Source organism: Streptomyces ureilyticus, assembly GCF_011045025.1.
Classification (GTDB): Bacteria; Actinomycetota; Actinomycetes; order Streptomycetales; family Streptomycetaceae; genus Streptomyces; species Streptomyces ureilyticus.
On sequence record NZ_JAAKZX010000387.1, the window covers coordinates 1 to 3,996 of the forward strand.

Here is a 3,996-nt window from a genome sequence, read left to right on the forward strand (position 1 = left end):
GGGGCTCCGCCCCTGGACCCCGCTGGGGCTGCGCCCCAGACCCCATCGGCCTGAACGGCCTCGTCCTCAAACTCCCCCAGCTACCGCTGGGAGGTGCCCCCAGACGGGCTGATTGATGCCGGCCCGCGCTGCAGAAGTAGACGCAGGCTCACCCTCCCCCGCGACAACCGCTACTGATCCGACGAGAACCGCACCGCCCCCGCCGGCAGTACCGCCTCGCACCACACCCGTACGCCCTCCCTGAGTTCGTTGTCGGGGCCCACCGTTGCGTCGTCGCCGACCACCACTCCCGTGAGGATGGAGCGGGTGCCGACCTGGGCTCTGGCGCCGATCAGGGAGTCTGTGATCACTGCTCCCGGTTCCACCACCGCGCCTGCCAGGATCGTGGAGCCGGAGATGCGGGCGCCGGAGCCGATGGTCGCGTTCTCGCCGACCACCGTGCCGGCGGTCAGTTTTGCGTCGGGGGCGACCGTGGCCGTCGGGAGGATCAGGCAGTCGCCGCAGCGGCCGGGGACTGCCGGGGAGGGGGCACGGCCCAGGACCAGGTCCGCGGAGCCTCGTACGAAGGCTTGGGGGGTGCCGAGGTCCAGCCAGTAGGTCGAGTCGACCATGCCTTGGAGGTGGGCGCCTGAGGAGAGGAGGTCGGGGAACGTCTCGCGTTCCACCGAGACCGGGCGGCCGGCGGGGATCGTGTCGATGACCGAGCGGCGGAAGACGTATGCCCCGGCGTTGATCTGGTCGGTGACGATTTCCTCGGGGGTCTGGGGCTTCTCGAGGAAGGCCTGTACGCGGCCCGAGGCGTCGGTCGGGACCAGGCCGTACGCCCTCGGGTCCTCGACTCGGGTCAGGTGCAGGGAGACGTCCGCGCCCGAGGACTGGTGAGTGGCGACGAGGGCCGGTATGTCGAGGCCGGTGAGTATGTCGCCGTTGAAGATCAGGACGGGATCGTCGGGGGCGGAGCGGAGACGGGAGGCCACGTTCCGGATGGCGCCGCCCGTGCCGAGCGGTTCGACCTCGGTGACGTACTCGAGATGGAGCCCCAGCGACGAACCGTCGCCGAAGTAGGGCTCGAAGACCTCGGCCAGATAGGACGTGGCGAGCACGATGTGCTCGACCCCTGCCGCTCTGGCTCTCGCCAGCTGGTGCGTGAGGAACGGTACCCCGGCCGCCGGAACCATCGGCTTCGGCGTGTGGACCGTGAGCGGCCGCAGCCGTGTGCCCTTGCCGCCGACCAGGAGGATCGCTTCTGTCACCTGTCGTCTCTGCTTCCCTGTGGGGCCGGCCGAACGTCTGTCGGCCGGCCAGTGTATGCAGCCGTTCGATGGCCGTGGGGAGCCTCTTGGGTGGCCGTGGGGAGCCGCAGTCCCGACCTCATCGTCCCTGGAAGCGGGCCGAAGTGGTCCTGGCCTGGTGGAGCTTGGCGTACAGCCGAGCGCCCGGGCACTCGGTGGCGAAGCCGTCCCGGTGTCCGGAGATCACATTCAGTCGCACATTCTTGCCTTTTCGGAAGAGATTGCCACCTCCCGACTTCAGATACGTCTTGCCCGCCGGATTCGCCCCGTAGAGGCCGAGCTTCCACGCCGTGAGCCGGGCGACGCCCTGCACCGCGGGGGCCGGCGGCTTCTCGTGGTTGAAGCTGCCGAGGACGGCGATCCCCATGCTGTTGCCGTTGAACCCGAGCGTGTGCGCGCCCTGGACCGGTTTGGTCACGCCTCCGGCCCGCCCCTCGTAGATGTTTCCGCACTTGTCGACGAGGAAGTTGTACCCGATGTCCCGCCAGCCACTGCTCTTGACGTGGTAGCGGTAGATGCTGCGGATGACCGAAGAGGCTTGCGAGCAGCGGTAGTTGTTGCCCGTGGCGCTGTGGTGCACGAAGGCGGCCCGTACGGACTTGGTGTAGCTGAAGTGGCGCTCGCGCAGGCCCTCGTCCGCGCTCCAGCCGCGGCGGGTGATGATGCGCGGACGCGGGCCGATGTACGGGTTCGTGGCCGCGCCCTCGGCGCCCTCGATGCCACGGGTCGCGAGAAGGTCCTCCTGCGTCTGCTTCCGGGTCAGTTCCGGGATGGCGGTGGCGCCGAGCGGTGCGAGGTCGGCGTTGACGGCGGACGCCGCGGCGGACGCGGGGGTGAGCGAGACGGCGTTCGGGGCCTGCAGTTCGGGGCCCTGGGGCGGGGGCCCCTCGCCGGGGTCGACGAGTTCGAGGCGCAGTCCGCTGGGCAGCGGCCGGCTCCTGACGGCCCGTTCACCCCCTTCGTGCTCGTGCGGCTTGGCCTGTACGCGCACCTCCACGCCGTCCGACTCCCCCACCCACAGCGGTGCCGTGGAGCCGCGTACCCGCCCGGAGGTGCGCTCGTCGGTGTCCGGGTCGGCCGCGTGCGCCCGGTTGTGCGTATCGACGTCCTGCCAGGTGGACCACGTGCCGGTGCCGGCGGAGCGCGTACGGACCTGGACGTCGCCCCGCAACTCCGTGTCCGGGTCGTCCCAGACGACGCCGACCAGCGAGAAGCGGGGTACGTCGCGCCGGTGCAGCCCCTGCACGGGGGCCGCACCGAGGGCGCGGTCGCTGGCGAGCGGGGCGAGTGGGAGCGACCGGGTGCTGCCGGGGACGGCCGGTGTTTCCGGGACGGCCGCCCCCGGCACTTCGAAGACCGCCGGTTTCGCGAAGACCGCCGGTTTCGCGAAGACAGCCGATCTCGCGACGGCCGCCGGTCTGTCGGCGTTCGCGGGTCTCTCGGCGTTCACCGGGCTCTGGGCGTTCGCGCGTCTCGAGGTGTCGGCCAGAGCGCTGGAGGGAGACGTCAGGGGGAGGGCCAGAACGGCCGCACACGTCACGGCGATCGAGGAAGCAAGGTATCCACGCATGCCCCTGATCGTGGACATAGCCACACTTATCTGTCCATCCGGGATTTGACGGACCGTCGACCGCCACTCCTCCGAACCGGTGGCCCGGCCTCCCCCGCCCGGCCGAGGGCCCGCGTACGCTTTCCTCTCGTGACCGCCTCCGACCGCACCCCTGCCGACCTGCTGCGATCCGCGCTCGCCGCGGACCCGGCGCGCCCCCTGGTGACCTTCTACGACGATGCCACCGGCGAACGGGTCGAACTGTCCGTGGCCACCTTCGCCAATTGGGTGGCCAAGACCGCCAACCTCCTCCAGGACGAGCTGTCCGCCGAGCCCGGCGAGCGGGTCGCACTGCTGCTGCCCGCGCATTGGCAGACAGCGGTGTGGCTGCTCGCCTGCTCCTCGGTGGGTGTGATCGCGGACGTCGGGGGCGACGCCGCGGCTGCCGACCATGTGGTCGCCGGCCCTGGACAGTTCGAGGCGGGACTCGCCTGCGCGGGCGACCGGATCGCGCTGTCACTCGCGCCACTCGGCCGCCGCTTTTCGGCTCCGCCCGCGGGGTACGCCGACTATGCCGTCGAAGTCCCCTCGCAGGGCGACCGTTTCCAGCCGTACGCTCCCGTGGACCCGGAGGCGGCCGCGCTGATCGTGGCCGGAGCGGAGTTCACGGGGGCGGAGGTCGTTGAGCGGGCTCGGGCCGATGCCACGGGGTTCGGGCTTACGGGGCCCGGGTCTCGGCTGTTGTCGGGGCTCTCGTATGACACGTGGGAGGGGCTCAGCGCCGGGCTGTACGCGCCGCTTGCCACGGGGTCCTCTGTGGTGCTGTGCCGGCATCTGGATCAGTTGGGTGAGGACGCGGTGGCGAAGCGGATCGAGAGTGAACGGGTGACTGCGACGAAGCGCTGAGCGCCCGGCTGAAAAGCAGGTTCGAAGCTGCGGGTCCGTTGTGGCTTGCCGCAAGAGTTGCCCCGATTGGCCTGCCCCACGCCCCCGCTGGCCCCGGTCACCACGACTGCTCTGCGGCGCGCCACGGCTCACCGGGCCCGGTGGTGCGGTGCTTCGGGATCCGCGACCCGTCACTGACGTGGGCCCGTGGCACGCACGAATCTCCGCAGGGCACGATCACCGTCGAGTGGCGAACGACCGGCGACGAGC

The 3,996-nt window shown here is 70.9% G+C and carries 3 protein-coding genes; 1 reads left to right on the forward strand and 2 read right to left on the reverse strand.

Going from position 1 to position 3,996, the window contains the following annotated elements:
• Positions 1-170 precede the first annotated feature (170 nt).
• Positions 171-1,253: a mannose-1-phosphate guanylyltransferase gene (gene manB, locus G6048_RS47160; RefSeq protein ID WP_165345762.1), complete on the reverse strand. Its 1,083-nt coding sequence runs from the start codon at positions 1,251-1,253 to the stop codon at positions 171-173.
• A 118-nt stretch (positions 1,254-1,371) separates the two neighbouring features.
• Positions 1,372-2,880: a peptidoglycan recognition protein family protein gene (locus G6048_RS47165; RefSeq protein ID WP_165345763.1), complete on the reverse strand. Its 1,509-nt coding sequence runs from the start codon at positions 2,878-2,880 to the stop codon at positions 1,372-1,374.
• Positions 2,881-2,991: 111 nt separating this feature from the next.
• Here G6048_RS47165 and G6048_RS47170 point away from each other — a divergent pair, with 111 nt between their 5' ends.
• Positions 2,992-3,747 carry a TIGR03089 family protein gene (locus G6048_RS47170; protein ID WP_165345764.1) on the forward strand — a complete coding sequence of 252 codons (756 nt, stop codon included), beginning with the start codon at positions 2,992-2,994 and terminating at the stop codon, positions 3,745-3,747.
• Positions 3,748-3,996 lie beyond the last annotated feature (249 nt).

Coding starts and splice junctions, on each gene's coding strand:
- G6048_RS47165 (WP_165345763.1), bottom strand. CDS start 2,880: ATGTCCACGATCAGGGGCATGCGTGGATACCTTGCTTCCTCGATCGCC.